This window comes from Collimonas sp. PA-H2, assembly GCF_002564105.1.
Taxonomy (GTDB): Bacteria; Pseudomonadota; Gammaproteobacteria; order Burkholderiales; family Burkholderiaceae_D; genus Collimonas.
This window is the reverse complement of sequence record NZ_PDBX01000001.1, coordinates 3,754,472-3,777,318: the sequence shown is the minus strand read 5'-3', so window position 1 is coordinate 3,777,318 and position 22,847 is coordinate 3,754,472. Positions and strand designations below refer to the sequence as shown.

18 protein-coding genes are annotated in these 22,847 nt (G+C 60.6%); 9 read left to right on the top strand and 9 right to left on the bottom strand.

Annotated elements, in window-relative coordinates:
• Positions 1–5: 5 nt before the first annotated feature.
• A complete protein-coding gene (locus BCF11_RS17350) occupies positions 6–1,028 on the bottom strand; it encodes a cupin-like domain-containing protein (RefSeq protein WP_098495847.1) in 1,023 nt (340 codons plus the stop codon).
• A gap of 199 nt (positions 1,029–1,227) precedes the next feature.
• Here BCF11_RS17350 and BCF11_RS17345 point away from each other — a divergent pair, with 199 nt between their 5' ends.
• Positions 1,228–1,593 carry a VOC family protein gene (locus BCF11_RS17345; protein ID WP_098495846.1) on the top strand — a complete coding sequence of 122 codons (366 nt, stop codon included), beginning with the start codon at positions 1,228–1,230 and terminating at the stop codon, positions 1,591–1,593.
• Between the two features lie 71 nt (positions 1,594–1,664).
• Here BCF11_RS17345 and BCF11_RS17340 read toward each other — a convergent pair whose 3' ends face one another.
• From BCF11_RS17340 to BCF11_RS17325, 4 genes are all read right to left on the bottom strand, one after another.
• The gene (locus tag BCF11_RS17340) at positions 1,665–2,144 is read right to left on the bottom strand and encodes a GNAT family N-acetyltransferase (RefSeq protein ID WP_233212521.1); all 480 of its coding nucleotides are present in this window, start codon (positions 2,142–2,144) and stop codon (positions 1,665–1,667) included.
• Between the two features lie 4 nt (positions 2,145–2,148).
• Positions 2,149–3,609, bottom strand: a complete 1,461-nt coding sequence (gene tldD, locus BCF11_RS17335; RefSeq protein WP_098495845.1) for a metalloprotease TldD — start codon at positions 3,607–3,609, stop codon at positions 2,149–2,151.
• A gap of 139 nt (positions 3,610–3,748) precedes the next feature.
• On the bottom strand, positions 3,749–4,582 hold the full coding sequence (locus tag BCF11_RS17330; RefSeq protein ID WP_098495844.1) for a carbon-nitrogen hydrolase family protein: 834 nt from the start codon (positions 4,580–4,582) through the stop codon (positions 3,749–3,751).
• A gap of 52 nt (positions 4,583–4,634) precedes the next feature.
• Positions 4,635–8,849 carry a YhdP family protein gene (locus BCF11_RS17325; RefSeq protein WP_233212520.1) on the bottom strand — a complete coding sequence of 1,405 codons (4,215 nt, stop codon included), beginning with the start codon at positions 8,847–8,849 and terminating at the stop codon, positions 4,635–4,637.
• 231 nt (positions 8,850–9,080) lie between these two features.
• Here BCF11_RS17325 and glnE point away from each other — a divergent pair, with 231 nt between their 5' ends.
• Complete coding sequence (gene glnE, locus BCF11_RS17320) at positions 9,081–11,837, top strand: bifunctional [glutamate--ammonia ligase]-adenylyl-L-tyrosine phosphorylase/[glutamate--ammonia-ligase] adenylyltransferase (RefSeq protein WP_098495842.1); 2,757 nt, start codon at positions 9,081–9,083, stop codon at positions 11,835–11,837.
• Positions 11,838–11,848: 11 nt separating this feature from the next.
• Here glnE and BCF11_RS17315 read toward each other — a convergent pair whose 3' ends face one another.
• From BCF11_RS17315 to tkt, 4 genes are all read right to left on the bottom strand, one after another.
• Complete coding sequence (locus BCF11_RS17315; RefSeq protein WP_098495841.1) at positions 11,849–12,199, bottom strand: DUF2007 domain-containing protein; 351 nt, start codon at positions 12,197–12,199, stop codon at positions 11,849–11,851.
• Between the two features lie 117 nt (positions 12,200–12,316).
• Positions 12,317–13,330 carry a type I glyceraldehyde-3-phosphate dehydrogenase gene (gap, locus tag BCF11_RS17310; protein WP_014007231.1) on the bottom strand — a complete coding sequence of 338 codons (1,014 nt, stop codon included), beginning with the start codon at positions 13,328–13,330 and terminating at the stop codon, positions 12,317–12,319.
• A 160-nt stretch (positions 13,331–13,490) separates the two neighbouring features.
• Positions 13,491–14,066 (bottom strand): GNAT family N-acetyltransferase, encoded by a 576-nt coding sequence (locus tag BCF11_RS17305; RefSeq protein ID WP_098495840.1) that lies wholly within the window; start codon positions 14,064–14,066, stop codon positions 13,491–13,493.
• Positions 14,063–16,057 (bottom strand): transketolase, encoded by a 1,995-nt coding sequence (tkt, locus tag BCF11_RS17300; RefSeq protein WP_098495839.1) that lies wholly within the window; start codon positions 16,055–16,057, stop codon positions 14,063–14,065. The genes BCF11_RS17305 and tkt overlap by 4 nt, the downstream gene beginning before the upstream one ends.
• Positions 16,058–16,338: 281 nt before the next feature.
• Here tkt and speE point away from each other — a divergent pair, with 281 nt between their 5' ends.
• The 7 genes from speE to BCF11_RS17265 all read left to right on the top strand — a co-directional run bounded on the left by speE (position 16,339) and on the right by BCF11_RS17265 (position 22,814).
• Positions 16,339–17,616, top strand: coding sequence for a polyamine aminopropyltransferase (speE, locus tag BCF11_RS17295; RefSeq protein WP_098495838.1), 1,278 nt, complete (start codon positions 16,339–16,341; stop codon positions 17,614–17,616).
• 289 nt (positions 17,617–17,905) lie between these two features.
• Entirely contained in the window at positions 17,906–18,325 is a 420-nt protein-coding gene (locus tag BCF11_RS17290; protein ID WP_143751363.1) for a hypothetical protein, read from the top strand.
• 2 nt (positions 18,326–18,327) lie between these two features.
• Entirely contained in the window at positions 18,328–19,473 is a 1,146-nt protein-coding gene (locus BCF11_RS17285) for a glutathionylspermidine synthase family protein (protein WP_098495836.1), read from the top strand.
• A gap of 69 nt (positions 19,474–19,542) precedes the next feature.
• The gene (locus BCF11_RS17280) at positions 19,543–19,950 is read left to right on the top strand and encodes a DUF350 domain-containing protein (protein ID WP_098495835.1); all 408 of its coding nucleotides are present in this window, start codon (positions 19,543–19,545) and stop codon (positions 19,948–19,950) included.
• A gap of 18 nt (positions 19,951–19,968) precedes the next feature.
• Positions 19,969–20,694, top strand: coding sequence for a 16S rRNA (uracil(1498)-N(3))-methyltransferase (locus tag BCF11_RS17275; protein WP_098495834.1), 726 nt, complete (start codon positions 19,969–19,971; stop codon positions 20,692–20,694).
• A gap of 237 nt (positions 20,695–20,931) precedes the next feature.
• The gene (locus BCF11_RS17270; protein WP_098495833.1) at positions 20,932–21,378 is read left to right on the top strand and encodes a YidB family protein; all 447 of its coding nucleotides are present in this window, start codon (positions 20,932–20,934) and stop codon (positions 21,376–21,378) included.
• 437 nt (positions 21,379–21,815) lie between these two features.
• Positions 21,816–22,814, top strand: coding sequence for a bifunctional riboflavin kinase/FAD synthetase (locus BCF11_RS17265; RefSeq protein WP_098495832.1), 999 nt, complete (start codon positions 21,816–21,818; stop codon positions 22,812–22,814).
• Positions 22,815–22,847 lie beyond the last annotated feature (33 nt).

The window sequence follows — 22,847 nt, the reverse complement described above, 5'->3', positions numbered from 1 at the left end:
CGGCGCTAGCCTTTCAGCTTGTTCGCCAGATAACTCCTCACCTGCTGCTCTTGCTCGGCTGACATATTTCCCAGGATCCCATGCCGGTGTGGCGGGATATGGGTAGCGACTTCGTCGTTCTCGTCAAACACATAATGGTTGAAGACAGCGGCCCAGGCCTGGCGGTAGGCCGGCGCCCGGCGCTTCAGGTTGAGCAGCGCCAGCATCAGGCTGTCAAAGCCGGAATGGATCGAATCCGCAGTACCGACCGCCCCGCCCCACCAGTAATTGACGAGGATATTGCAAGCCCGCAGCGACTCGACGTGATGCCACCACAGCGGCGGTATGTAGAGCGCATCGCCGGCTTCCAGCTCAGCCACTTGCGCCGCCGCCAGTGCGTCCCTGAATCTAGGATACTTGCCGAAGTCCGGTTCCTTCAGCGACACCATGCTGATCGGCGCGCCTGTTGGGGCAAAATCCACCGGCCCGATATACAGGTTGCCGATCTGTTCCGGCGGAAACAAGGTGAAGCGGCGCTTGCCGCTGACCACGCAGGCGATATTGTGGGCATCGTCGAAATGCGCAGGAGTGGTCACGGCATTGCCTATCCAAATCCTGGGAATGACCTTGGGGCCAAGCATCGACAATTTATTCTGCTCCAGGAAACCTGGCAGGCAATTGGCGATCAACGCACTTTGCGCGGCGACCGCCGGCGGATTGGGGAAGGAGCGATAACGCAGCAACTGGTCGAGAATCGCCGAGACCGGCAGACGATTGCGCAGATAATTGAAGCCATTCATGGCTTCGTCGTAAAAGATGCGGCCCTTGGCTTCCGGCCGCATCATGATGGCGTCGACATCGCTACCGTTATCCAGTTTTTTCAGATAGGCGCAGACTGCTTCGTCCGAGGTCTGCGCCACCTGCACCGCCGGCCAGTTTTTTACGTAGCCGCGCAAAACCACAGGCTGGTATTGCGCAGCGATCTCTTCCATGAACGTTCTGTCATCAACATTGAAGCGTTCGGGAATGGACGGCAATTCATGGCTCATTCAGCATCCTTATGGTTGGGCGGCCGGCATCGATCTGATCGCTCAGGATAACCCGATTCCGGCGTAATTTGGAATGCCGGATCTTAAAATTCCCGGTGCGCAGCGCCGCATGAACGCTGCGCATGCGCGGCCTGCCATTTCGCCGGCGATGATAAAATGGTTCTCTGTGTGGATATGCAAACCCAATAGTGAGGATGCAATGCCCGTTATCGGAATAGACCACGTGCAGCTGGCGATGCCGGCTGCCCATGAAGACGCCGCGCGCCGTTTTTACAGCGATATCCTGGGGCTTGTCGAACTGCCAAAGCCAGCTGATCTGGCTGCCAGGGGCGGCGTATGGTTTTTGTGTGGCGCGGTGCAGTTGCACCTGGGGGTGGAACAGGAATTCCGGCCGGCGCGAAAAGCACATCCCGGATTAGTGGTGGACAAACTGGCGCCACTGGTTGCGGCGCTGACCGAGGCCGGCCACAACGTCAAGCACGATGTGCCGATCACCGGCTTTACCAGGATTTTTACGGAAGATCCGTTTGGCAACCGCATCGAATTGCTGGAGCCGGACCACTGAATACGAACGCGGCCAATGACGTCCGTACGGGCAAATCGAGCGTGGGCGAATATACCGCCCACGTCATTTGATTACTTCGCCGCCAAGGCAGGCGGCGCAATCATGTGGATGTGTGCAATGCCGTCTTCGTCGTACAGCTCGCCGACCGCTGCGAAGCCAAAACGACCATAAAAGCGCTGCAGGTGCGCTTGCGCTCCGATCTTGACGTCCTGCCCGGGGAACAGCTTTGCGGTCTGCGCCATCGCCTGCTGCATCAGCTCATGGCCTGCGCTCTTGCCGCGCAGCTCCGGTGCAGTGACTACCCGCCCTATCGACGGCAGGCGAAAGGCTTTACCCGGCGGCACGATGCGCGCATAAGCACCCAGTTCACCTCCCGGCAGATAACCCAGGCCATGCCAGGATTCCAGATCGATGCCATCGGCATCGAGGAATACGCAGGTTTGCTCAACCACGAACACACGCTGGCGCAATTGCATCGCTGCATACAATTGCGCAGCACTCAAGTCCTGGAACGGCAGCCAGCGCCATTCCATCATTGCCGGTTGCGCCATCTGGTCAGGCCGTCCCGCCGACAGTCACTCCATCGATACGCAGGGTCGGCTGGCCGACGCCTACCGGCACGCTCTGGCCTTCCTTGCCGCACACGCCGACGCCCGGATCGAGCTGCATGTCGTTGCCGATCATGGAGACCCGGTTCAAGACGTCAGGACCGTTGCCGATCAGGGTTGCGCCCTTGACCGGATAGGTGACCTTGCCGTTTTCGATCATGTAGGCTTCGCTGGCCGAGAACACGAACTTGCCGTTGGTGATGTCGACCTGGCCGCCGCCGAAGTTCACCGCGTACAAACCGTTTTTCACCGATGCGAGGATCTCCGCCGGATCCTTGTCGCCGGCCAGCATGTAGGTATTGGTCATGCGCGGCATCGGCAGATGGGCGAACGATTCGCGGCGCGCATTGCCGGTGACCGGCATCTTCATCAGGCGCGCGTTCATAGTGTCCTGGATATAGCCCTTCAGGATGCCGTCTTCAATCAGGGTGGTGCACTGGCTAGGATTGCCTTCATCATCGATATTCAGCGAACCGCGGCGGTCGGCGATGGTGCCGTCGTCCACCACGGTGACGCCCTTGGCGGCGACACGCTCGCCGATGCGGCCGGAGAAGGTGCTCGAGCCCTTGCGGTTAAAGTCGCCTTCGAGGCCGTGGCCGATCGCTTCGTGCAGCAGGATGCCGGGCCAGCCTGGGCCGAGCACCACGGTCATCGGACCCGCCGGCGCCGGACGCGCATCCAGGTTGACCAGTGCGGAAGAAACCGCATCCTCGGCATATTGCTCGATCAGAGCGTCGCTGAAATAATCGTAGCTATAACGGCCGCCACCGCCACTGCTGCCGGTTTCGCGGCGGCCGTTCTGTTCGACGATGACCGTCACCGACAGCCGCACCAATGGCCGGATATCGGCGGCAATGACGCCGTCGCTGCGCGCCACCAGCACCACATCGTATTCCGCCGCCAGGCCGGCCATGACCTGCACCACGCGCGGGTCCTTGGCGCGCGCCATGCGTTCCACCCGCTCCAGCAACTTGACTTTCTCGGTGGCGTCCATCGACACCAGCGGGTCGTGCGGCAGATACAGCGAACGGCCGCCGCTTTGCTGCATGCCGCCGGCGATCTTGATCTTGCCAGCGCCTTGGCGCGCGATGGTGCGGGTTGCCACTGCAGCGTCGTGCAGCGCACGCTCGGAAATTTCATCGGAATAGGAAAATGCCGTCTTGTCGCCGGAAATGGCCCGCACGCCGACGCCCTGGTCGATAGAGAAACTGCCGGTCTTGACGATGCCTTCTTCCAGGCTCCAGCCTTCGCTCTTGGTGAACTGGAAGTACAGGTCGGCGTAATCGACCTTATGGGTGAACATGGTCCCCAGCGCTTTCAGCAGGCTCGACTCGTCCAGTCCGAACGGCGTCAGCAGAATATCGCGAGCAATGGCTAAAGTACCCAGGTTTGGTTCAAATGGTTTCATAGTATTCCGGCTATATAGGGTGGAGTTAATGCGAGTGGCCTTAATGCGGATTGTAGAGCATCCGCTCGCAGATGGCGCATTGGCAGCCGTTTCGAGTACTCTCGGCGCCCGGCTAAAGATGATTTATTGCCAACAATTCCTATAGTTTGCGATGCAGCAACGCAGGCAGACTATCCCGTACTCCCTTAAGGAAATGGGGGTCGATGCTGCCGCTGACAAGTCCCTCGCCTTCAGCCAGCACCGATTTAATTTCACCCCAAGGGTCGATCAGCATGCTGTGGCCCCAGGTGCGGCGGCCGTTGGGATGCTTGCCGCCCTGGGCTGCGGCCAGCACATAGCACTGGTTTTCAATGGCACGGGCGCGCAGCAATGTTTCCCAGTGGGCATTGCCGGTGGTATAGGTAAAGGCCGCCGGCACCACGATCAGCGTGCAATCGCCGAGCGCTCGGTACAACTCGGGGAAGCGCAGGTCGTAGCAGACCGACAAGCCGACCTTGCCGAACGGCGCCTGGAAACTGACTACATCCTCGCCGTATACGATGGTGCGCGCTTCATCATACGACTCCGCGCCTTTGGTGAAACTGAACAGATGGATCTTGTCGTAGCGGCTGACGCGCTGGCCTTGCGGACCGTACACCAGGGTGGTGTTGAGCACCTTGCCGGCTTCGTTGGCGATCATCGGCAAGGTGCCGCCGATCAGCCAGATGCCGTGTTGCTCCGCCAGCTGGGCCATCAGGTTCTGAATCGGCCCCTGGCCGAGCGCTTCGGCACAGGTCAGCTTATCGGTTTCATGCATGCCCATGATCGGCCAGTATTCCGGCAGCAGCACCAGCTGCGCGCCTTGGCCGGCGGCCTCGGCCACCAGGCGGCGCGCGGTATTGAAATTCTCTTCCAGTATCGGCGTCGACACCATCTGGATGGCGGCGACCTGGAAAGCGCTTGGGCGGTCTTGCGGCGAATTGGCTTGATTCATGGTTCTGCACTCCTGCTCTGAAGCAGCAAACGATACGGGACGGCGCCCGGCATTAGCGACCGGAAGACAGCTCCGGCGTAGCCGCTGGGGCGTCTGCCTTGTGGTCAATCTTGGTCACTACCGGATCGGTCCAGCCGCCGGTAATATTATATTCAAAGGTAAAAGCCCTCATCAGCGGGTCACGCAGGAACAACTGCGCCAGGAAAGTGCCGATGCCGATCACCGGATTGATCGCCAGCGCTACCACCGACGCCGTGCCGGCATTGATTTCCGGCAGCACCGCCACGTGCAGGTCTTGGGTTTCACGCGCGATATCGGCGACGCCGTCCATCAATACGGTGGCGCTGACGCCGCGCATCTTGAAGTTATCAGTATGCGCCTTGCCCTGCGCAATCGTGGCGGTCCCGACCACGCTGTCGAAGGCGAAGCCCTCGGAAAAGATATCGCGGAAATCCAGGGTCAGCCGGCGCGGCAGGGATTGCAGGCTCAGCACGCCCAGCAGCTTGGCGGCGCCGGGATCGACTTTCAGGAACTGGCCGGAAGCCATGTCCAGGTTGACCTGGCCCGAGAGCGACGGGATATCCATGGTGAACGGCAAGCCCTTCCAGCTGACCTCGCCATCCATGCGTCCCTTGGTGGCGCGCAGCACGTGGGCGAAACCGAAACGGTCCAGCAGCTTGCCGGCGTCGACGATATCCATGGCATAGGTCAGGCTGGTGGTGTTGTCGCCGTCGACCGTGGTCCATTTGCCGTCGGCCTTCAACTCAGCGTCAGGGTTCTTGATCGACAGTTTATGGATGCGCCATTCGCTGCCGACATTAGCACGCACATTGTTGGCGCTCAACTCCAGCCGTCCGAGCTTCTTGCCGAGCAGCTGGAAATCGTCAGCGATAATGTCCAGCCCCGGAATCTGAGTGGAGCCGCCCTTGCCCTCCAGCACATCGCCAACATCCGATTCGCCGCCCTGCGGAATGATCAGCGAGGACAGGCGCGCAGTGACCTTGCCGACGCCAAGGCCGCGGCCACTGGGCGATGCGCTCCAGGTGACATAGCCGGAAGCTTGTTTGGAATCGATATTGACCTGCCAGGCATTCTTCTGGTGCGAGGCGCCCACCACCACGTTATCCAGCGTCTTGCCCAGCAACACCAGCTGGTTGGCGCGCACCGACACCAGGTTCGGCTCGGCATATTGCGCCACGCCGGCCAAGGCCGATTCCTCGCCCGCTTTCGCGGCGCTGCTCTCGTTCAAGGCACTGGTCAGGTTGTTCCAGGCATCCAGATTGAGCGTCTTGGCATTCAGGTTGATCGCCAGCCCGCTGTCCGGCTCCGGCGCCGGCGTATTGATACCGATGCCACCGCGCACCACCTTCCAGTCGGCCGCCTTGTTCACCGGAGCGGCAACGCCATTCTCGGCCTTGAGCACCGGCTTTTGCCGCTGATAACGCGCGACAATGCCGGAGCCCAGCGCCAGCCGGAGCTCATCGCGAGCTATCGCGGCATCGTCGGAGGCGACGCCCAGCCACTCGAATTTCAGCGGCATGGCATCGTTGACGCTCTTGCGCAGCGGTTCAGGGAAATCCAGGGCTATGCCTTGCAGGCTGGATTCGATCAGCAGTTCCGGATGATGGTCGCGGATGGCGACGGTCGCACTGTAGCGGCTGTTGCCGCTGGCGTGAGACAGCAGCTTTTGCATCGCCGGATAGGGATACATTGCGCGCAAGCCGTCGATCCCACCTGTGCCTTCGATCTTGATCACGGTCTGGTGATCCGGCTGGGTGCCGCCGCTGGCCTGCACCGGACCGCCCAGCAGGTTGCCCTTGATGCCGTTCAGGTTGAAGCCTTTTTCATTGAATTCAAGCTTGCCGCTGGCATTGGCGATAGGCGGAATGATCTTTTGCAGGACCACATCATTGTTAAGGAACTGCAGGACGCCGATAACCTTGGTGTCGATCGCATGCGCCAACGGTATTTGCAGGTTCAGCTGCAGCTTGGCGTTGCCCTTGCCTTGCGACTCGCTGGTAAAGCCGTCGATCCAGTGCAGCACCGGACTATTGTTGGTGAATTGCAGGAAGTCCTGCAAGGCGCCGGCGGCATTGCCGTCGATTATCAGCATCTCGTCGTGCGACGCCAGGTCCGGCACCGTGGCGGTCACGTCGCTGACGCCGACCGCCGAAGTCTGGGCGCTGGCTGCCTTGATCTGCAGGCGCGTACGCTCCAGGGAAAAGGTGCCGTCGATTTTTTCCAGCAATGGCCACAAAGGTTGCTTGCCATCCTGGCCGAAGTGACCGGGCTCATATTCCAGCGTGCCGTTTTCTATTTTGCCGGCGACGCTGAACTCGCCCTTCGGCTTGGCGTTCGGCGTATCGGTGCGAAATGGGAAATCAGCCAGGTCGCCCTTGATCTTGATCGCCACATCCTTGGCGCTACCTTCCTTCAGCGCGCCGACCAGCCAGTTATGCAGGTGTTCCGGGGTATGGACAGGCAGATAGCGGCCGATTTTCTTGAGGTCGAATTCGCTCAGGGTGGCGCTCATGTCGATCATCCCCAGCGCGACGCCGTGCCGGTCCTGCATAGGCAGCAGATGGCTGCCCGACAGGGAACCCACCACGCCATCCTGGACGAAATTCATGCTGTCGATTTTCAGCAGCACATTCTTTTGCTGGAAGGCCCAGCTGGCTTTCATATCCAGTTTGTCGAACGGCAGCAAGGGGTCCTCAAAAAACCCGGGCAGATTCAACTGCATTTTTTCCGACGCCAGGTTCAGGCTTCCGCCATCCTGGTTGGCATCGATGCTGCCGCTCAGATTATCGACCCCGGGAATCCCAGGCACCGCAGCCTGCGCCGGCTGGCCGGCCGTCTTCGGCTGGGCCGCGCGCGGCGGCTGCGGGTTGATGGTCAGACCCTCGAACCGGCCCTTTGCGCTGTAGGCAGTAATGGCTGGATAAGCACCCTGCCATTGCGCGGAAAAATCGCGTAGCTGGCCGCGCGGCGCAAAGTCGTCGATCATCTTGATCTGCGGCGCCGTCAGCGGCAGGCGCTGGGCGAAGCTGGCCAGGGTCTGCAGATCCAAGGCCTTGGCCTGCAGGGTATATTTCTCCCCCACCTTGCCCTGCCCCGGCACATAGGTTTCGCTGATGCTGGTGCGCGGCAGCGTCAGGCCATCCGCCGTCTTCAGGGAAAAATCGGTGAGCTCGATGGCATGGCCGTTGGCTCCGAAAGCCGCGGCATCATCTTGCAGTAATGGCTGCTGCCCCAACACTTCACGGGCGGATACGCGGCCGCTGACATTTTCCAGCGCCAGCGGCTGCAAATCGCGCCGCAGCCGCATCGACAAATTGGTCAGTTGCAGATCGGCGGTAAAGTTGCTCACCTTGGCATGGTCGAGATCGAGCCAGGCTTGCAGCGTGCCCCGGCCCTGTGTCAGTTCCAGCGGGTAATCGAAATAGTCTTTCCAGACCGCCAGATCGGTATCGTGCAGATTGGCATACAGCGTACCGGTCCAGCGTTTGACGTCGGCGGTTTTCTGCGCGAATACCGGATGGACGAAATTGGCGCGCACATCGAGCGGCGCGGCAAACGCGGCCGGCGGCGTCGCCCGCACCGACAACTGATGGCGGCGCCAGCGGTTCTGCAAAACCAGATCGATATTTGTGAGCGTCAGTTCAGGCGCCTTGCGCAGATCGTCGCGCCAGCGCAGCTGGCCGTTGCGGATGACAATCCGGTGCTGCGCCAGCAACCATTCGGCGCCTGCGCCGTCATTCTTTTCCTTGGAATTGACCAGGATGCCGCCGACGAACAGATTGCCCTGCGTATCGCGTTCGATCTGCAGATCCGGGCTGTTGATTTCCAGCGCCGCCAGCCTGACCCCGCCCACCAGCAGCGAGCGCCAGGAGATGGTCGCGGCCACCTGCGGCAAGGTCAGCGCTGCCTGGCCGCCTTTATCGTGAATTACAACGTTATCTAATGTCAGGTGTGGCTGCAAACCATGCCAGGATGCCTGCAGGGCGCCGATCGAAATCGGGTTGCCCGCGGCCTTGCTGGCGATTTGCTCGACTTCCGCCTTGTAGTAGCCGATATTCGGCAGCACCACGTAGCGCAAACCCAGAAACAGTCCGCAAAACAGGAAATACGCCACGATCAGCAGCTTCAGCAAAGCGCCCAGCAAGTGGTGCGTTACCAGGTTCAGGTGCTTATAGGTGGCAATTCCGGCGCGCCAGCAGATTGCAAGTCGGCTAGCTGGCGGTAAATTTGGTTGTTGTTCCAACATCAATCAGAATCGGTAAAATAGAGAGCTCAAGGTAGAATAAGATGACAGCATCTGATTGATTCCAGTGCGGCAAGCTGCGCATGTTGCTCAGGTTCGACAAGCTGCCAGCCCATATGTTCGCATGGATCAGTGCCGATATCGCTAAAAAAGCCCGAGATAGCTAAAAAAACAAAAAGGCTGGCGCTGGCCGCCTATTTCCTTTCCATTTCGCTTCATTTACCCTTTAGACCCGTGACTCCATCCCTCATCAGCAGCACCGCCGCCTCCCGCTTCTACACGCGCTGGATCAATGCCGAAACCGGACGCGCCGAGCGGGTCGCCCAACTGGCGGCCTCTGCCGCAAGGTTAACCCTCAGCCCGGCGCTGCTAAAGCAGTTGTTACAAAATGAAACAGATTCCGGCATGCCGTTACCGCGCGCCATGCGCCGCCTGCGCAACCTGCTGGTGTGCACCCTGATCGAACGTGATCTAGACGGCCGCGCCGATCTGGATGAAGTGGTCAGCGCAGTCACGCATTTCGCCGAGTTCGCGGTGCAAACCCACCTGGCGGCGCTGACTGCCGACCTGGTGGCGCTGCACGGCGTGCCGCAGGGCGAAGAATCGGGCCAGCCGCAGGAGCTGATCGTGCTCGGTATGGGCAAGCTGGGCGGCTGCGAGCTGAACGTCTCTTCCGATATCGATCTGATTTTCGCCTATGCGGAAGATGGCGACACCCAGCCTGCCAGCGCCGACCAGCGCAGCTTGTCGAATCACGAGTTTTTCACCCGGCTGGGCAAGAAGATGATCGGCGCCCTTTCCGAAATCACCGAAGACGGCTTTACCTTCCGGGTCGACATGGCGCTGCGCCCTAACGGCGCCTCGGGGCCTCTGGTGGCCAGTTTCAATATGGTGGAAACCTATCTGGTGACCCAGGGCCGCGAATGGGAACGCTATGCCTGGTGCAAGGCGCGCGCCCTCACCGGCCGCGCAGAAGATATCGCCGCGCTGGCCAACATCAGCCGCCCGTTCGTGTTCCGCCGTTACCTGGACTACGGTTCGATCGACGCCATGCGCTCCATGCATGCGCAGATCCACACCGAGGTAAAGCGCCTGGAAGCACTGCATCCGGAACGCAGCAACAACGTCAAGCTGGGCCGCGGCGGCATCCGCGAAATAGAATTCCTGGCGCAGGTATTCCAGCTGATCCGCGGCGGCCGCGACGCCGAGCTGCGCGACCGTTCCACCCGCACCACCTTGCGCACCCTGGCCAGCAAGAACCTGCTCGATGCCGAAGTAGTCGACAAGCTGCTGGCAGCCTACGACTTCTTGCGCAATCTGGAACACCGTCTGCAATACCTGGACGATGCGCAAACACATACCTTCCCCACCAACGATGCGGATTGCCTGATCATCGCCCAGGCCATGGGCTTTGCCGACGTGCCGGCATTGATGCAGGTGCTCGACCAGCACCGGACGCTGGTCGATGCCCAGTTCGCCGACATCTTCAACGACAAGCAACAGGAGCGCAACCCGCAGCAAGACTGGGACGACGCCGACAATGTGCTGCATACCCTGAGCGAGAGCGACAATCACGAAACCATCGCCATCGTCCTCACCCATTGCGGCTTTTCCGACGCCTCGGCGGCGGCGCAGCGGCTGGCCACTACCTGGCAATCGACGCGCGTGCAGAACCTGCCCGTCAGCAGCCGCGGGCGCCTGCTGGCGCTGGTCAACGCGGCGCTGCCGGTGGTGGCGGCGATCCCCGAACCTGAGCGCCACCTGCCGACCCTCAACCGTCTGCTGGATTTTCTCGAGGCGATTGCGCGCCGCGCCGCCTACCTGGCGCTGCTGACCGAATATCCGGCCACCCTGCACCGCGTGATCCGCATGATCAGCGCCAGCGACTGGGCTGCCAAATACCTGACCCAGCATCCGATCCTGCTGGACGAGCTGCTCGATCCGCGCAGCCTCAACGCAGCGCCGGACTGGCCGGCGTTTGCCCTGGAATGCCGGCGCCAGCTAGAGACTGCACCCGGCGATACCGAACGCCAGATGGACCTGCTGCGCGAAATGCATCATGCCCAGCAGTTCCGCCTGCTGGCGCAAGACCTGGAAGGCATGCTCAGCATCGAGGCGCTGGCCGACCATCTGTCGAGCCTGGCGGATGCCTTGGTGGCCGCCACGGTGCAGGCGATCTGGAACATGATGCCGGCGCGCCACCGCGAAATCCCGCTGTTCACCGTGATCGCCTACGGCAAGCTGGGCGGCAAGGAACTCGGCTACGTCTCCGACCTGGATGTGGTATTCCTGTACGACGATGAGGACCAGGACGGTCCCGGCCTGTACGCCAAGCTGGCGCAGCGCTTCATCACCTGGATGACCAGCCACACTTCGGCCGGCATCCTGTTCGATATCGACATCGCCCTGCGCCCCGACGGCGCCAGCGGCTTGCTGGTGTCATCGTTCGGCAAGTTTGAAAAATACCAGCGCGAATCGGCCTGGCTGTGGGAACACCAGGCGCTGACGCGGGCGCGCTTCTGCGCCGGCGACGCCGCCATCGGCGAACGTTTCGAAACCCTGCGTGTGGAGGTCTTGCGCCAGGTGCGCGACGCCGCGCGCCTACAGACTGAAGTGCTGGAAATGCGCCAGAAAATGCGCGATGCTCATCCGAACCGCAGCGAGCGTTTCGATCTCAAGCACGACGCCGGCGGCATGATCGACATCGAATTCCTGGTGCAATTCCTGATCTTGCGCCATGCCGCCGACTATCCTCAGCTGACCGCCGACATCGGCAATATCGCGCTGCTGAAACTGTGCGCTGAACTGGGCTTGATCGATGCGGTGCTGGCCGGCGCGGTGGCCGACGCCTACCGGACCTTCCGCAAATTGCAGCATCAGGGGCGCTTGCAGGGAGAAGAAAGAGCTCGCGTGGCGGCAAGCCGCATAGCCACGGAAGTCTCCGTAGTAAAGCAATTGTGGGCAGAGACTTTCAAGACCGTCGGTTCATGAACAACTGGGATTCAAACGATACCCAGTAATTTCATGAACATGATGGCAAGGGCACGGCCTCTGCGCTTGTCCGGCAGCGCAACACGCTCTTCGCCGATGACTTCATCCTCCAGCGTCAGCTGGCCGGACTCGAAAGCCGCCAGGACCTGTCGGGCGGCTGCGACGTGCTCGGACGCCACCTGCAAGCGCGCCCCGCCGGTGGCGACCGCCAGCAGCGAATACACCTGATTGATGCCGCCATCGAGGACAAACGCCGGTATCCTCTCAGATTCCAGCAAGGCTCTCATGACTTCCAGGTCGGAAGGCGTCATCGAGCGGGCAATCGTTTCGAAATCGCCTTGGCTATCTGCGCTGACTGTCATGCAGGCTCCCGGATCAGGTTAGATTATTAGCAACACGACCTACTATAACGCATTGTCCCCAAAAGAAAAACGCCCCGGTCAACGGGGCGTTTTTACCATGCAAGCAAAACCAAGGTCTTACTTGGCGTTCACCAGCGCAACCGTGGTGTCCAGCATGCGGTTCGAGAAACCCCACTCATTGTCGTACCAGCTCGATACCTTCACCAGGCGACCGGAAACCTTGGTCAGCGTGGAGTCGAAGTTCGAGGAGGCCGGATTGTGGTTGAAATCGACCGATACCAACGGCTCGACGTTATACGTCAGCAAGCCCTTCAAGGCGCCGTTTTCCGATGCATCTTTCATGATCGCGTTGACTTCGTCGACGGTAGTGTCGCGGGCAGCGACGAACGACAGGTCAACCAGCGAAACGTTGATGGTAGGAACGCGGATCGCGAAGCCGTCCAGCTTGCCGTTCAGTTCAGGCAGCACCAGGCCGACCGCGGCGGCAGCGCCGGTCTTGGCCGGGATCATGCTCATGGTGGCGGAACGGGCGCGGCGCAAGTCTTCGTGGTAGACGTCAGTCAGCACCTGGTCGTTGGTGTAGGAGTGAACGGTAGTCATCAGGCCGTTCAGCACGCCGATCTTGTCGTTCAGCGGCTTGACCAGCGGCGCCAGGCAGTTTGTGGTGCAGGAAGCGTTGGAGATCACGGTGTCGCTGGCTTTCAGCACGCCGTGGTTGACGCCGAACACGACAGTAGCGTCGACATCCTTGCCGCCCGGTGCGGAGATGATGACTTTCTTGGCGCCACCCTTGATATGCGCGCTGGCCTTTTCCTTGGTGGTGAAGAAGCCGGTGCATTCCAGCACGACGTCGACGCCCAGCTCGCCCCATGGCAGTTCTGCCGGGTTACGCTGCGCCAATACCTTGATGCGGTCGCCATTGACTACGATGAAGTCGCCGTCAACTGTCACGGTGCCAGGGAACTTGCCGTGAGCAGTATCGTACTGGGTCAGGTGGGCATTGGTTTTCGAGTCGCCGAGGTCGTTGATGGCGACGATCTCGATGTCATGCTTTTTGCCGCCTTCGTAATGGGCGCGAAGGATGTTGCGGCCGATACGGCCATAGCCATTGATGGCGACGCGGATAGTCATGGTTTTCTCCTAAGGTATTAACAAAAAATTAGCTTCAACTGCATCTATCAATTCAATCACACTACTTGATCATGTTGATAAAAACTGGAAAACGTCATTCCCGCGTTCGCGGGAATGACGGTCGTTTATACATTGATATTATGTTCTTACCCGACACGTTTCAATTGACTCTGATGGTACGCCAGCCATAGCCGGCCTCCTGCAAATCCAATCCATCCCAGCTGAACGGCTGCTCGGCCAGCAGTTCGGCGCCCAGCATTTCGTAAAACTGGCGTGCCGGGCGATTGTCCGCCAGCACCCATACCAGCATATTGTTGGCGCCGGCGCTGGCCAGTGCTGCGGCCACGTGCGCCACCAGCTTGCGGCCGATGCCGGCGCGCTGCACCGACGGCTCCAGATAGATCGCCGTCAGTTCGGAATCGAAACCGAGCTTCGCTTGCGCCAGCGTCATGCCGGCGGCAAAGCCCAGCACCTCGCCGTCGACCTCGGCCACGAAGACATTGGCGGCGTTCGAGGTCGCCGACAAGATGCGGCTCCAGATGGCCGTGCTGTCTTCAATCTTCATACCGTCCAGATAGTCGTCCGGAATGATGCCGCGGTAAGTGGTGCGCCAGCTGTCGATACGCACCGCCGCAATCACCGCCGCATCGGCGACGGTGGCGCGGCGGATGACGACATCGCCAACGATGTTGGCGATGTCCATCTTGCCGATCGCCCGTGCAGCTCTCAGATTCATGCCAGTACCAGCTTGGTCTTGGACACGACGTTTTCAACAGTGAAGCCGAAATGCTTGAACAGCACAGGAGCCGGAGCCGATTCGCCGAAAGTATCGATACCGACCACAGCGCCTTCCAGGCCGACATACTTGTGCCAGAACGCCGTCACGCCGGCTTCGATCGCCACGCGCGGCAAGCCGCGTTGCAGCACGCTGGCCTTGTAAGCGCCTTCCTGGCGGTCGAAGACGTCGGCGCAAGGCATCGACACCACGCGTACCGCGATGCCTTCCTGCGCCAGCGCTGCTGCCGCTTGCATCGCCAGTTCGACTTCGGAACCGGTGGCGATCAGGATCGCCTTGGCGTCAGGCGCATCTTTCAGGATATAGGCGCCGCGCTGGATGTTGGCGATCTGCGCCGCGTCGCGTTCCTGGTATTGCAGGTTCTGGCGCGAGAAAATCAGGGTGCTCGGGCCATGCTTGCGCTGCACCGCCTGCTGCCATGCCACGGCCGATTCCACCGTGTCGCATGGACGCCAGTTGTCCAGTTGCGGGATCAGGCGCAGGCTGGAAACGTGTTCCACCGACTGGTGGGTCGGACCATCTTCGCCCAGGCCGATGGAGTCATGGGTGAACACGAAGATCGAACGGATCTTCATCAGCGCGGCCATGCGCAAGGCATTGCGGCTGTAGTCGGAGAAGGTCAGGAAAGTGGCGCCGAACGGGATGTAGCCGCCATGCAGGGCCATGCCGTTGATCATCGCGCTCATGCCGAATTCGCGCACGCCGTAGTTGATGTGGTTGCCCGGCTGGTCAGCGCGCACTGCCACGCTTTCTTTCCAGTTGGTCAGGTTGGAACCGGTCAGGTCGGCCGAACCGCCGAGGAATTCCGGCAGCACCGGCGCCAGCGCCTGGATCGCATTCTGGCTGGCCTTGCGGGTAGCGATGGTTTCTTTTTTCTCGACGCAGGTGGCGATGTATGCGCTCACCGTCTGTTCGAAATTGCCTGGCAGCTCACCCTTCATGCGGCGGGTGAATTCGCTGGCTTGCTGCGGATGCGCGGCGGTATATGCAGCGAACAAGGCGTTCCAGTCGCCTTCGAATTGCTGGCCTTGCGGCTTGGCGTCCCATGCTGCGTAGACGTCGGCAGGGATTTCAAACGGTGCATAATTCCAGCCCAGCGCTTCGCGCACGGCGGCGATTTCCTTGTCGCCCAATGCCGCGCCGTGCACCTTGTCGGTGCCGGCCAGGTTAGGCGAACCCTTGCCGATCACGGTCTTGCAGCAGATCAGGGTTGGCTTGTCGGACAGCTTGGCTTGATGGATGGCGGCGCTGACGGCTTCCACATTGTGGCCGTCGACGGCGCGGATGACGTTCCAGCCGTAGGCTTCGAAACGCTTAGGGGTGTCGTCCTTGAACCAGCCTTCGACATGGCCGTCGATCGAGATACCGTTATCATCGTACAGCGCGATCAGCTTCGACAGGCGCAGCGTGCCGGCCAGCGAGCAGGCTTCGTGCGAGATGCCCTCCATCAGGCAGCCGTCGCCGACAAAGGTGTAAGTGTAGTGATCGACGATCGCCAATTCACCGCGGTTGAATTCCGCCGCCAGCAGCTTTTCCGCCAGCGCCATGCCGACCGCATTGGTCAAACCCTGGCCCAGCGGGCCGGTAGTGGTTTCAATCCCCGGCGTGACATCGACTTCCGGATGGCCAGGCGTCTTCGAATGCATCTGGCGGAAATTGCGCAGCTCGTCCATCGGCAAATCGTAGCCGGTCAGGTGCAGCAAGGCATATTGCAGCATCGAACCATGACCATTCGACAAGACAAAACGGTCGCGGTTGAACCAGTGCGGATTGGCTGGATTGTGACGGTAGTGCTTGGCCCACAAGGCGACTGCGATTTCCGCCATGCCCATCGGCATGCCGGGATGGCCCGAATTTGCTTTTTGTACAGCGTCCATTGCCAGTGCGCGGATTGCATTGGCCATCTTGGTAGTCGGGAGAGTGGAAGTCATGGTGTGAGCGGTAGGCAATGGTTGAAAATTGGTTAGTGGGCAAAATTCGGTCATCCGGGGCAGCGGGCGTCGGCACCGGCTGCCAGAACAGCCACAAAGGCCGATATTTTACCAAAATGCGGTCGATACCGGTTCAAATCCGCGCATTTCTCCCCTTCCGGGGCAGTAAAATGCTGCCGCAACGCCGCAGGCGAGCAAGCGCATCGGATAAGGATTGGACGTTTCAATTATCAATCCCATATCGATTTATCCCTCCGGACCTCTTTTTTACTGAACAGACCATGCAAGGTTTACATCTGACGGCAGATTGCTACGATTGCCGCTGCGCTCCGGGCTTGCTGCTCGATCCGGCGTTACTGCAGGAATTTGTGCTGGCACAGACCCGGCGCTCCGGACTCACCATCGTCGGTGAAAAATTCCATCCCTTCCAGGCCGCCGACGGCAGCGCCGCCGGCGTCACCTGCGCCCTGTTGCTGGCCGAGTCGCACCTGGCGGTGCATACCTGGCCGGAACGCCAGGCGGTAACGCTGGATGTATATGTCTGCAACTTCACGGAAGACAACAGCGCCAAGGCCAGCGCCTTGCTGGAAGCGCTGATCGCCGGCTTCGCCGCGACGCAGTGGCAAACCCAGCGCCTGCAGCGCGGCAACGGCGCCAGCGGCCAGACCCTGGCGCTGGAACAGCTGACGCCGCATACCGCCTACGGCACCAGCCTGGCGCCGCCGCTGGCGCAAACCCAATCGCCGTTTCAGCGCATAGAGATTGCCGACTCCGCCGAATTCGGCAGGGTGATGCGGCTGGACGGCGCTTTCATGACTTCCGAACGCGACGAATTCTTCTACCATGAATGCCTGGTGCATCCGGCCGCGCTCAGCCATCCGCATCCGCGGCGCGCGCTGATTGTCGGCGGCGGCGATGGCGGCAGCAGCGAGGAGTTGCTCAAGCACCCGTCGATCGAACACATCACACTCTGCGAAATCGATCCGCTAGTGATTCAGCTGGCGCGTCAACATCTTCAGCAAATCCATCATGGCGCCCTGGACGATCCGCGGGTACAGCATGTCGCGCTGGATGGCTTCGCTTTTGTCAAAGAAGCGGCGCAGGCACATGTTGCCGATCGACTCTATGACTTGATCCTGCTGGACCTGACCGATCCGCAGGCAGCCGACGGCAGCACACTGGCGGCAGACTGCTATACCCAGGAATTCCTGCAAGCCTGCCAGATCTTGCTCGCCCCCGGCGGCGCGCTGGTGATGCACCTGGGCAGCCCCTTCCATCATCCGCAACGCTTCGCTCAGTTGCGCCAGCGGCTCGGCAATGTTTTCCGGCATGTCAGTCCTTACACCGTCTATGTGCCGCTGTACGGCGCACTGTGGGGCATGGCGGTGGCCAGCGATACGCTCGATCCGCGGCAATTGGAGAGCCAGGAAATCGCCATCCGCCTGCAAGACCGGGCGCTGGCTGAGCTGCAGTATTACAACGAAAATGTCCATCCAGCACTATTCGCCCTGCCCAATTTCGTGCAAAATCTGGGCGCGCCAGGGCCTGATAACACATGATTTGGGAGTGCGAACGCGCGGCAGGCGTTACAGGCCTAGGCGCGACGACGCGACGTAGCGGTGCTACGGCAAGGAGGAGTAACGACGGCATGTGACGCCTGCCGCGCGTTCCCGGAGGGTTCCAACCAAAACGTGCGCTGGCCGCGTTGCATGGCTTGCTGGGGCTTTAGCCCCAGCTACGCCACGCGCCTTGCCAGCACACGTTTTGGTTGGAACGCATCTCCCAAATCATGTGTTACCAGGCCCTTTTATTGCTGGATTTTCATCGTTGCCTGATAGGGAGAGCGTTTTGCCAACCACCGGTCTTTTGAAGCAAACCTTGGAAACCGCCGCCCTGTCTTCCAGAAAAAGCCGCGCCGTGCCGCTGGTGCTGGCGGCGTCGACCTTGCTGGCAGGCTGCGGTCCGCGCCAGGCGCGCGACGAATATGCCAGCCAGGAAGATTGTAAAAAGGACTGGGGACGGCCCGAGCTGTGCCAGCCGGCGCCCGGCAGCAGCGGCTCCAGCAGCAGCCACGGCGGCGCTTACTTCGGCCGCTATTACGGTCCCAGCTACGATGAAGGCGAACGCGCCAGCGCGCAACGCAGCGCCCGCAGCGGCGGCAACAGTTTCGGCCTGGCCGGCGGCAGCGGCGAGAGCAACCACTCGGTGGCCCGCAGCGTGTCGCGCGGCGGCTTTGGCGGCGCCCACATTTCCTCGGCCGGCGGTTAAGCATGATTCGCGAAAGCCTGACGCCGCGCGTCAACTGGCAGGAACAATTCGAAGCGCTAGGCTTCACCTACCATTCGATCGACGATCTGTATTGGGATGAGCGCTATGCCTACCGCTTTACCGCTGCGCAGATCGATACCCTGGAAGACGCCACCAGCGAATTGCACCAGATGGCGCTGCAGGCAGTAGAACACGTGATCGCCAAGGAACGCCTGGAGCAGTTCGCCATTCCGCAACCGTTCTGGGCGCTGGTGGAAGAAAGCTGGCGCGACCAGGAATTCTCGCTGTACGGCCGCTTCGACCTCTCCTGGAACGGCCAGGGCGCGCCGAAGATGCTGGAATATAACGCCGATACGCCGACCGGCCTGGTGGAATCCAGCGTGGCGCAATGGTACTGGCTGCAGGACGTGTTGCCGCAGGCAGACCAGTTCAATTCGCTGCACGAAAAACTGATCGCCCAATGGCAGACCCTGGCCAGCCGCCATCAATGCAAAGGTCTGCTGCACTTCGCCTGCATCGGCGGCCATGAGGAAGACGAAGGCAACCTGGCCTATCTGCGCGATACCGCGATCCAGGCCGGCTTCGCCACCAAGCAGCTGGCGATCGAAAACATCGGCTGGGACGAGCGGCACGCGGAATTCGTCGACGACCACGACATCAAGATCGACAACCTGTTCAAGCTGTATCCCTGGGAATGGCTGTGCCGCGAAGCGTTTGCCGATCATCTGCTGGCACGGCCGCTGCGCTTGGTGGAGCCGGCCTGGAAGATGGTGCTGTCGAACAAGGCCATCCTGCCGGTGCTGTGGGAATTGTTTCCCGGCCATCCCAACCTGTTGCCGGCGTTTTTCGATGCCTGGCGCATCAGCGGCGATTTCGTCAAGAAGCCGCTGTATTCGCGCGAAGGCGAAAACATCACGATCTATGCCGGCGGCGAAGTCCATCATCAACCCGGACAGTATGGCGCCGAAGGTTATATCTACCAGGCGTTTGCGCCGCAGCCGAAATTCGACGACGGCATCACCCCGGCCTACGCCTCGATCGGTTCGTGGGTGGTGGGCGACGCCCCGGCCGGCATCGGCATCCGCGAAGACGTCTCGCTGATCACCAAGGACACCAGCCGCTTCATTCCGCATTATTTTGTTGATTAAGCTTCAATCTGCCAACAGCTTTAAGCGCTTTTCCAGAGCAGCCACCCTCGTTACCAGGAGCATCGACCCATGAGCCTTGCCTTTCTTCCCGTCGGCCTGCCGGCCTTCCTGTCCCACTTCGGCCTGGCGCTGCTGCTGGTCGGCATATTTCTCGTGGTGTATATTTTCATCACGCCCTATCATGAACTGGCCCTGATCCGCGCCGGCAACAATGCGGCGGCAGCCAGCCTGGCCGGCGCCCTGCTCGGCTATAGCGTCGCCCTTGCTTCGGCCATTTCGAACAGCATCAACCTGCTCGACATGCTGGTTTGGGGCGTAGTGGCGCTGGTGGTGCAGCTGCTGGCTTTCCTGATTGTCAGGCTGCTGTTGCCGACGCTGGTGGCGGATATTCCTGAAAACAAGATCGCATCCGGTCTCTTTCTTGGTACAGTCAGCCTTGGGCTGGGCATCCTGAATGCCGCTTGCATGACCTACTAACTGAAGAATTTTTCCTACATGCCTCGTTTCTACGTTTCAAGTCCACTCGAAATCGGCCAGGTGCTGGCGCTGCCGGACGCCGTCGCTCATCACCTGCTGGTGCTACGCCTGGGGCCGGCTGCGCCTATCACGCTGTTCAACGGCCAAGGCGGCGAGTACACCGCGACCATCAGCAGCATCGAAAAAAAGCGTGTCAGCGCCGAAATCAAGACTTTCTCGCCGCGCGAGGTGGAACTGCCTTATGCGATTACGCTGGCGCAGGCTCTGCCGGAATCGTCGAAGCTGGACTGGATCATCGAAAAAGCGGTCGAGCTCGGCGTCGCCGCAATCCAGCCACTGGCGGCACAGCGCTGCGTGGTGCGCCTCAACAGTGAGCGCGCCGAAAAAAAGCAAAGCCACTGGCAGGCCGTGATTGTCGCCGCCGCCGAGCAGAGCGGGCGCAACCGCATGCCCAGCCTGGCCACCCTCAGCCCGTTCAACGACTGGGTCCAGCAACAGGATTTACACAAGCGGATACTGCTGTCGCCGCGCGGCGAACAATCGCTGTCTGACTGGGCGCGCCATCAGCCGCCGCAAGCGCTAGCTCTGCTGATCGGTCCGGAAGGCGGCTTTACTGAAGCGGAAGAGAACCTGGCTTGCAGCCAGGGAGCGCTGATGTTGTCGATGGGACCTCGGATCCTGCGTACTGAAACGGCCGGGCTGGCGGCGCTGGCGGCGATCAATGCGATCTGGGGTGAAATGTAAGGTCTGCAATCCTGGCGTTTTTCTATGGTTTCTACAAATTGATCTAAGCAAAGGTGGAAACTCTGGCTAAAATAAGAGCGGATGCCAAGACACAATCGTTTTCAGTTGTCCAACTACTCAAACCTGCTGCCTCGTTGTAGTATCAGTCTGCTTATTTATTTTGTAACTGCCTTGTGTTTTCTGCAAGGCAGAGACCAGCCTTGATGGCTTATCGCATTATTTACTCAGGAGAATATTATGGGACTATTGGATTCGTTAGGCGGCATCCTCGGTGGCGGCCAGCAGCAATCAAATGATCCGAAAGCCATGTTGATCGCAGCTGCAGTGCCATTGCTGCTGAAGGCACTGCAAGGCGGCGGTGCGGGTGCTGGCCAGGGTGCTGGTGGCGGCCTCCTCAGCGCATTCGAAGGCGCGGGCTTGGGCTCGGTTGTGCAGTCATGGATCGGCAACGGCCAAAACCAAGCGATTTCGCCAGACCAGGTGCAGCAAGCGTTGGGCGGTGGTCACCTGCAGGAACTGGCGACGGCGGCGGGCATTTCCCCAACTGAAGCAGCTGGCCACCTGTCGGAAATCCTGCCTGGTCTGGTCGACAAGCTGACACCGAACGGCCAGCCTGCCGCTGCCGGCGGCCTGGACCTGGGTGGCCTGCTGGGTGGCCTGCTGGGCGGCAACAAGCAGGCCTGACCTGCCTGAAGCCGGATAGTTGGATAAAAATCGCTCTTCGGAGCGTAATGCCGTTCAGTTAAGACTGAACGGCATTTTTATTTGCGGAACTCGTAGGGTGGGCACTCCGTGCCCACGCGGACGGGCCGGGGCGCGTAGCCGGGGCACGAATGTCAGGGACACGAATATCCATGATACTGCGTGGGCACGGAGTGCCCACCCTACGGCATGTCGTTCTGCCCTAACTGAACAGCATTACTCTTCGGAGCGATTTTTTTATGGGCGGCTAGAATGTAAGCCTGCGGACCGCCTTTGCGTAAAAGTGGTCCGACACCGAAAAATGGCCATTTTGTCAATTTTAAATCGCCCAATCGAACGCAGATCATCTTCCTGGCGGGGGCAAGGCCCCGAAAGCATTTATAATCCAAGGTTTTGCAACAAATATTCCGGTCACTTCAATGAAGGTATTTCGCGGACTTCCCAACGCCGAATCGCGCGCCCCGTGCGCGCTCACTATCGGCAACTTCGATGGCGTTCATCGCGGCCATCAGGTGCTGCTCGCGCACGTCCGCAAGGCGGCCACCGAACTGGGGCTGGATGCGGCGGTCATGACATTCGAACCGCACCCGCGCGAATTCTTTGCGCAGCGCGCCGGCCAGCCGGGCAATATGCCGACCCGCGTCGCCAACCTGCGCGACAAGCTGCAATCGCTGTCGCAGGCCGGCATCGACCGCGTGATCGTGGAACATTTCAACGCCAGTTTCGCCGCCATGTCGCCGCAAGACTTTATCGAAAAAGTACTGGTCGAAGGCTTGCACGTGAAATGGCTGATGGTGGGTGAAGATTTCTGCTTCGGATCGCGCCGCGCCGGCAATATCGCTACCCTGGTCGAAGCCGGCAAGAAATACGGTTTCCATGTCGAGACCTTGCCGACCGTGATGAACCAGGGCGCGCGGGTCTCCTCGTCAGCGGTGAGAGCCGCGTTGGCGGCCGGCGATTTCAGCCACGCGCGGGCGTTGCTGGGCCATCCGTATGCGATTTCGGGTCACGTGGTGCATGGCAAGAAGCTCGGCCGCAGCATCGGCTTCCCTACCCTGAACCTGCGCGTCAACCACAAGCTGCCGGCGCTGTCGGGGATTTTCGTGGTGAAAGTACATGGCCTGGCGGATCAGCCATTGCCAGCCGTCGCCAGCATCGGCGTGCGTCCTACCGTCGACGACAGCGGCCGGGTGCTGCTGGAGAGCTATCTGCTCGACTTTAGCGGCGATTGCTACGGCAAGCTGATCCAGGTCGAATTTTTGCAGAAGCTGCGCGACGAAGAAAAATACGTCGACCTGCCCACCCTGACGGCGGCGATCGAGCGCGATGTCGACAATGCACGGGCGTATTTCCGCCAGCACGGGGATATGGATTCCATCGCCTCGCGCGCGCCGACCGCGGCTACCGATCGAATTTGACGCTGTTGCTTTCACTGCTTGCGTTATGCCTGC

What these genes read in the sequence shown, in the direction of transcription:
- BCF11_RS17350 (WP_098495847.1), bottom strand. Translation starts at nt 1,028, where the DNA reads ATGAGCCATGAATTGCCGTCCATTCCCGAACGCTTCAATGTTGATGAC.
- BCF11_RS17345 (WP_098495846.1), top strand. Translation starts at nt 1,228, where the DNA reads ATGCCCGTTATCGGAATAGACCACGTGCAGCTGGCGATGCCGGCTGCC.
- BCF11_RS17340 (WP_233212521.1), bottom strand. Translation starts at nt 2,144, where the DNA reads ATGGCGCAACCGGCAATGATGGAATGGCGCTGGCTGCCGTTCCAGGAC.
- tldD (WP_098495845.1), bottom strand. Translation starts at nt 3,609, where the DNA reads ATGAAACCATTTGAACCAAACCTGGGTACTTTAGCCATTGCTCGCGAT.
- BCF11_RS17330 (WP_098495844.1), bottom strand. Translation starts at nt 4,582, where the DNA reads ATGAATCAAGCCAATTCGCCGCAAGACCGCCCAAGCGCTTTCCAGGTC.
- BCF11_RS17325 (WP_233212520.1), bottom strand. Translation starts at nt 8,849, where the DNA reads ATGTTGGAACAACAACCAAATTTACCGCCAGCTAGCCGACTTGCAATC.
- BCF11_RS17315 (WP_098495841.1), bottom strand. Translation starts at nt 12,199, where the DNA reads ATGACAGTCAGCGCAGATAGCCAAGGCGATTTCGAAACGATTGCCCGC.
- gap (WP_014007231.1), bottom strand. Translation starts at nt 13,330, where the DNA reads ATGACTATCCGCGTCGCCATCAATGGCTATGGCCGTATCGGCCGCAAC.
- BCF11_RS17305 (WP_098495840.1), bottom strand. Translation starts at nt 14,066, where the DNA reads ATGAATCTGAGAGCTGCACGGGCGATCGGCAAGATGGACATCGCCAAC.
- tkt (WP_098495839.1), bottom strand. Translation starts at nt 16,057, where the DNA reads ATGACTTCCACTCTCCCGACTACCAAGATGGCCAATGCAATCCGCGCA.
- speE (WP_098495838.1), top strand. Translation starts at nt 16,339, where the DNA reads ATGCAAGGTTTACATCTGACGGCAGATTGCTACGATTGCCGCTGCGCT.
- BCF11_RS17285 (WP_098495836.1), top strand. Translation starts at nt 18,328, where the DNA reads ATGATTCGCGAAAGCCTGACGCCGCGCGTCAACTGGCAGGAACAATTC.
- BCF11_RS17280 (WP_098495835.1), top strand. Translation starts at nt 19,543, where the DNA reads ATGAGCCTTGCCTTTCTTCCCGTCGGCCTGCCGGCCTTCCTGTCCCAC.
- BCF11_RS17275 (WP_098495834.1), top strand. Translation starts at nt 19,969, where the DNA reads ATGCCTCGTTTCTACGTTTCAAGTCCACTCGAAATCGGCCAGGTGCTG.
- BCF11_RS17270 (WP_098495833.1), top strand. Translation starts at nt 20,932, where the DNA reads ATGGGACTATTGGATTCGTTAGGCGGCATCCTCGGTGGCGGCCAGCAG.
- BCF11_RS17265 (WP_098495832.1), top strand. Translation starts at nt 21,816, where the DNA reads ATGAAGGTATTTCGCGGACTTCCCAACGCCGAATCGCGCGCCCCGTGC.